The 5482-nt window shown below is 71.4% G+C and carries 6 protein-coding genes; 2 read left to right on the forward strand and 4 right to left on the reverse strand.

Annotation, left to right across the window (positions count from 1 at the left end):
* Positions 1 to 392 precede the first annotated feature (392 nt).
* Positions 393 to 1400 (reverse strand): stage II sporulation protein M, encoded by a 1008-nt coding sequence (locus tag ACFXMF_RS46530; protein ID WP_360323336.1) that lies wholly within the window; start codon positions 1398 to 1400, stop codon positions 393 to 395.
* Positions 1401 to 1450: 50 nt separating this feature from the next.
* Here ACFXMF_RS46530 and ACFXMF_RS46535 point away from each other — a divergent pair, with 50 nt between their 5' ends.
* Entirely contained in the window at positions 1451 to 2470 is a 1020-nt protein-coding gene (locus ACFXMF_RS46535) for an RDD family protein (protein WP_360323338.1), read from the forward strand.
* On the opposite strand, the gene ACFXMF_RS46540 is transcribed toward ACFXMF_RS46535, so the two are convergent.
* Together ACFXMF_RS46540 and ACFXMF_RS46545 are read right to left on the reverse strand one after the other, a co-directional pair.
* Positions 2454 to 3059 (reverse strand): hypothetical protein, encoded by a 606-nt coding sequence (locus ACFXMF_RS46540; RefSeq protein WP_360323340.1) that lies wholly within the window; start codon positions 3057 to 3059, stop codon positions 2454 to 2456. The genes ACFXMF_RS46535 and ACFXMF_RS46540 overlap by 17 nt on opposite strands.
* Before the next feature lie 9 nt (positions 3060 to 3068).
* Positions 3069 to 3524: a MarR family winged helix-turn-helix transcriptional regulator gene (locus ACFXMF_RS46545; RefSeq protein WP_379987760.1), complete on the reverse strand. Its 456-nt coding sequence runs from the start codon at positions 3522 to 3524 to the stop codon at positions 3069 to 3071.
* Between the two features lie 96 nt (positions 3525 to 3620).
* Between ACFXMF_RS46545 and ACFXMF_RS46550 the strand changes: the two genes are divergently transcribed.
* Positions 3621 to 4550 carry a zinc-binding alcohol dehydrogenase family protein gene (locus tag ACFXMF_RS46550; protein ID WP_379987793.1) on the forward strand — a complete coding sequence of 310 codons (930 nt, stop codon included), beginning with the start codon at positions 3621 to 3623 and terminating at the stop codon, positions 4548 to 4550.
* Positions 4551 to 4643: 93 nt separating this feature from the next.
* Here ACFXMF_RS46550 and ACFXMF_RS46555 read toward each other — a convergent pair whose 3' ends face one another.
* Positions 4644 to 5423: an HNH endonuclease family protein gene (locus tag ACFXMF_RS46555; protein WP_360323344.1), complete on the reverse strand. Its 780-nt coding sequence runs from the start codon at positions 5421 to 5423 to the stop codon at positions 4644 to 4646.
* Positions 5424 to 5482 lie beyond the last annotated feature (59 nt).

Genomic DNA, 5482 nt, shown 5'->3' on the forward strand with positions numbered 1-5482 from the left:
GGCTTCCACCGCGTTTCCGCGCTTTCCGCCTTCCGGACTCTAGCAGATCCTGCGACCCGCTTTTCGTCCGTTGCTTTCCGCCTTCGAAACTCTCGCTTCCTTGGCTTCCGGCTCTTCGAGCTTAGCAGATTCGGTAACCCGTTTCTGCCACGCTCCGGCCGATTGGGAATTCCAAAACCACACGCACAAGAACAGCAAATAGCCCAACCCGTCGCGAATGAACGCGACCGATGATCGAGTAATTCGATGGTGATGCTGCGGCAGGAATGCGATCCTTGACGGACGCCCCGCTCGACTCTGGCAGAGACTACCAGACTGTCGCGCCGTTGAACAACTTTGCGACAACCCTTCGAATCTACGTGTGCGGCCGGTGGACTGTCAAGATCACCCCTTCAGGCGACCATCGGCAGTTCGTCCGCGACGTCCGAGGATGCCACATCCCCCTGCTCCCCGGCGAATTGGCCTCGGCGGCCCAGGATCACCACGTAGCCCAGGAACAGGGCCTCGGCCGTCACGCCGATCGCGATGCGGCCCCAGGTCGGCAGGCCCGACGGAGTCACGAATGCCTCGATGACGCCGGAGACGACCAGGACCAGGGCCAGGCCGAGGGCCATGCCCAGGGCGATGCGGCCCTCCTCGGCGATCGCGCGGGCCCGGGTGCGGGGGCCCGGGTCGATCACCGTCCAGCCCAGGCGCAGGCCCACGCCCGCCGCGATGAAGACCGCGGTGAGTTCGAGCAGGCCGTGTGGGGTGATGAGGCCGAAGAACACGTCCAGGCGACCCGCGTCGGCCATCAGGCCGGCCGAGATGCCGACGTTCATCGCATTGCCGAAGACGATGTAGATCACCGGCAGGCCGAGCAGGATGCCCAGGGCCAGGCAGCCGGCCGTCACCCACGCGTTGTTCGTGGCCACCTGGGCGGCGAAGGAACTCGCGGGGGCGCTGGAGTAGTAGGTCTCGAAGTCCCCACCGGGGCGGGTCAACCGGCGGATGTCCTCCGGGGCGGCGACCGCGTCGCGGACCGCCGGGTCGTGGGCCACCCAGGCGGCGATGATCGAGGCCAGTGCGACGAAGACCAACGCGGTGACGCCCCACCAGCGGCGACTGCGGTAGACCGCGACGGGGAATCGAACGGTCAGGAACAGCACCGCCTCCCGCCAGGCCGGAGTACGGGGGGCGGTGACCGCCGAGCGGGCTCGCGCGGTCAGGGTGGAGAGTCGGCCGACCAGCACCGGGTCGGGCGCGGCGGAGCGGATCGTCGACAGGTGGGTGGCCGTGCGGCGGTACAGCGTCACCAGCTCGTCCACCTCGGGGCCCGACAATCGCCGCCGGCGGCGGGTCAGTTGTTCCAGGCGTTGCCACTCGTGGCGGTGTACCGCGACGAACACGTCGACATCCATACGGTGCATCCTCTCTGGGAGTGGCATCGACGCACACACTGGAGGTGGACGTGTCCGAGCTCGTCACGGGGGAGGCGGTCGCGCTCGACCTGCGGCCGGCCCGGTTGCCCAGTCGGGCGATCGCGATGGCGATCGACGTGGCCGCGCAGGTGGCGCTGCTGCTGCTCGCGGTCTGGCTGGTGTCGCTGGCGGTGCCGGTCGCGGACGAGGCGCTCGCGACGGCGTTGTTGTTGTCGATTCTGGTGTTGGTCGTGGTCGGTTGGCCGGTCGCGTGGGAGACGACCAGTCACGGGCGGTCGCCGGGGAAGATGGCGCTGGGGCTTCGGGTGGTTCGCGACGACGGCGGGCCGATTCGGTTCCGGCACGCGTTGGTGCGGGCGTTGATCGGCTTCTTCGCGGATTTCTGGACCACGTTCGGGTGTGGCGCGGTGTTCTCTTCGCTCGCCTCGAAGAACGGCAAGCGGCTCGGCGACATGGTGGCCGGGACGTTCGTGGTGCGGGAGCGCACTCCCGGCGCGCGGCATTTGCCGCTGCCGCTGCATCCGGCCGCGTCGGCGTGGGCGACCGGGATCGAGTTGTCGGGGCTGTCCGACGATCTGGCCTTGGCCATTCGGCAATTCCTGTCGCGGCGGGGTGATCTGGATCCGGCGATAGAGGCGTCGCTGGGCCTGCGGCTGACGGCGGATACCGCGAACCGGATCGGTATCGGCCCGCCGCCCGGAATGCACCCGGTGGTGTATCTGGCCGCGGTATTGGCCGAGCGGCAGCGGCGGGACTGGGAGCGGTACGCGGGCGGGCCGCGTGGTTTCGCCGCCGAGGCTCCCGCGGGTGCCGGGGCTGCGGCGTGGATGCCCGCGCCGCCGGCGGCACCCGCCGCGGCACGGCCGTCGGAGCCGGCTCCGGGTCGGACGCCGGCCTGGGCGCCGGTCCACGAGCAGGCCCCCGCGCCCGAGCCCGCTCAGCCGCCCGCCACCCCTGCCGGCACCACACCCGAGGTTCGACCCGCCCCGGTCGTACCCCCCGCCGATCCCGAGCGCGGACCGCGACCCGGGTTCACCCCGCCGTCGTGATCCGCCTGTTCGGGGGTGTGTCGAGGGCTTCGAGTTCGATGCCGGGGGCGGCGAGGACCACATCGCCGCTCAGGTGCACGGTCGTGCGCTCGCCGGTGGCCAGGTCGTCCACCTCGTAGCGTTCGACGAGCAGGCCGTCGTGGGTTTCGACCTCGGCCAGGGTCCAGGAGCGGTCCACCGTGTGTGCCGCCAGTACCGGCTCGGTCAGCGCGATCAGGCGCAGCCGCGCGGAGCCGCCGGGGGCCAGGTTCAGCAGGGTCGCGGTGGCGATCAGGAAGGCGGGCGAGCGACCGGTGAAGCCGGCGGCCTTCGCCTCGGCCTCGATCGCCGGCTCGTCCACGTTCGGATCGGCCGCGCCGCGCAACCACACCACCCCGGCCGCGCCGTCCACGACCGTCGCGCCGCCGCGCACCCGCCAGCCACCGGCGAGCGCCTCCAGGCGCAGTGGCCGGCCGCGCGCGTCCAGGGTCAGGTCGATGCCGCTTCCCGTGTAGCGCCACCCGATCGGGCCGGGTGCGCAGGAGAAGCGTTCCTCGCCGAGCGGGGTGCCGTCGTGCGGGTCGTGGAAGGAGTAGGTGCCTGAGGGCATGCGCGGACCCTACGACACGCTGGATTCGCCGGCGGCCACCACGCGCAGGAGCAGGGCGGTGAAGGTGGCTCGCTCGGCGGGGTCGAGCGGGGCGAGCAGTTCGTCCATCGCGGCGTCCACGAGCGGTTCCTGGCGGACCAGCCGCTGTTCGCCGGCGGGAGTGGTGGTGATCGCGTTCTTGCGCCGGTCGCGGGGATCGGGGGTGCGGGTGACCAGGCCGTCGGTCTGGAGAGCGTTCAGGATCGCGACCATGTCCTTGGGGTCGATGCCCACCGCGCGGGCGAGTTCGGCCTGTGCGACCGGGCCGTACTCGCGGACCGCGATCAGCACCAGGTGGTGCAGCATCGGCATGCCGTCCGAAGCCAGTGCCTCCCGGACCAGTCCCCGGCCGTGGGCGGCGGCGCGACCGAGCAGCCAACTGGGCAGGGCGCGGATCCGGGCGGGGGCGGGCAGCTTGTCGACCATGGGGGCAGCCTACCCGGAGAATCGTTGGACTTTCCCACGACCGAGTGCATATCGTTGGAGTTCCCCATGATATTCGCCAGGTTCTCGGAGGTGTGTGTGCGTCGCGTTCGCTATTACGAGTACGGCGGTCCGGAAGTGTTGCGGGTGGAGGAGGCCGAGGAGCCCGAGCCGGGGCCGGGCGAATTGCTGATCCGTACCGAGGCGATCGGGGTGAGCCTGCCGAGCGTGCGGAAGGTGCGCGAGGGTGGGCTGCCGCTGCCCGGGGTGTTCGGCGGGGAGGTGGCCGGCGACGTGGCGGCGATCGGTGCGGACGTCACCGGATACGCGGTCGGGGATCGGGTGGTCGCGATCTCGTTCACCAACGCCTATGCCGAACTGGCCCCGGCACCGATCTTCACCGCGTCGCACATCCCGGCCGCCGCGAGCGCCGTGGACGCGGTCGCGCTGGTGCGCGGCGGTCAGGTCGCGCTCGCCGCACTGGCCTCGGCCGGCTCGGTCGAGGGGAAGTCCGTCCTGGTCACCGGCGCCGCGAGCGGAGTCGGTCATCTGGCCGTGCAACTGGCCCGGGTGCGCGGCGCCCGGCGCGTGGTGGCGGCCGTCGGCTCGCTCGACAAGGCTGACTTCCTGCGCGGTCTGGGCGTCGACGACGTGGTGCCCTACGACGCCCGGTCGTGGGGCGAGCCGGTCGACGTCGTGCTCGACGGGGTCGGTGGTGACGTACTGCCGCGTGCGGTGGGCGCGCTCGCGCCGTTCGGACGGTTGGTCTTCTTCAACTCCGGCGGCGGAACGGTGCCCGCGTGGGAACTGCTCGCGGGCGCGCGGACGATCACCGGGATGTCGATGGCGCGGTTCGCCACCGCGTTTCCGGAGCGATACGAACGGCACGGGCGGGAACTGTGGGACCTGGCGGCGGCGGGCCGGCTCCGGGTCGCGGTGCACGAGACGTTCGCCCTCGCGGACGCGGCGAAGGCGCACGCGGTGATCGAGGCGCGCGCCAACCTCGGCAAGGTCGTGTTGCGACCGTAGGCGGCCCGGCCGGCTTGCTCGCTCGACCGCCGCGAGCGTTCGCCTCGGGGCACGGCCCGAGCTTCGGCGCGACCCGACCGGCTCGCTACTCGCTCACCCGCCGCACTGCGCGAGCATCGCCTGCTTGTCCGCGTCGGTCACCGGCAGGTCGTACTTGATCGAGACCTGCGCGTAGCGCACCACATACGAGCAGCGGACCACCTTGTTCGGCGGCAGCCACGTGGCCGGGCTCGAATCGCCCTTGCCGCCGTTGATCGGGCCGTCCACCGCGAGCAGGTTGAGCGGATCGTTGGCCAGTCGGCGGCGCTTGTCGGCGTCCCACTGCGCCGCGCCCATCTGCCAGGAGGCGCTGAGCGGGACCACGTGGTCTATCTGCACCGCGGACGCCTTGGCCTTGGTGAACGCTATGTCCTTGCCGGAGTACGGATCGGGCAGCGTCATCGTGTTCACGACGCAGCCCTTGTCGTCCTTCCACCGGGTCCCCTGGCCGTCCCGCTTGAGGATGTCGTCGCGGGTGTCGCAACTGTTCCTGCCGAAGGGGACGTCGGTGACGCTGTCGGTCCAGGCCGGCCCGTACTTCTCCCGGTCGTAACCGGTCTGCGGACCGCGGGCCTTGGTGTTCACCCGCCCGATCAGCGTCCGGGCCCGGGTCAGGTCGGCGGCCGAGGTCAGCGGCGCCAGGCCCGGGCCGGTGCCTTGCTCGTTCTGCAGCGGGTCGACCGCCGAGCCGCCGGCCGGGGCCGAGGCGCCCGCGGCGGACTTGGACGACTTGGCGCCGGCCGCGGGTTCGGCCTTGGAGTCGTCGCCCTGACAAGCCGTCAGTGCGGCGCCGGCCAGCAGGACGGAGATGGATATGTGCGCGCGCCGTTGCATGCGACCGCCCCCCGAGGGATGTCGTGGTGTCGTTGCCCGATGGTGGTCCGGAAACAGGC

The sequence above is a fragment of the Embleya sp. NPDC059213 genome, assembly GCF_042754445.1.
Lineage (GTDB): Bacteria > Actinomycetota > Actinomycetes > Streptomycetales > Streptomycetaceae > Embleya.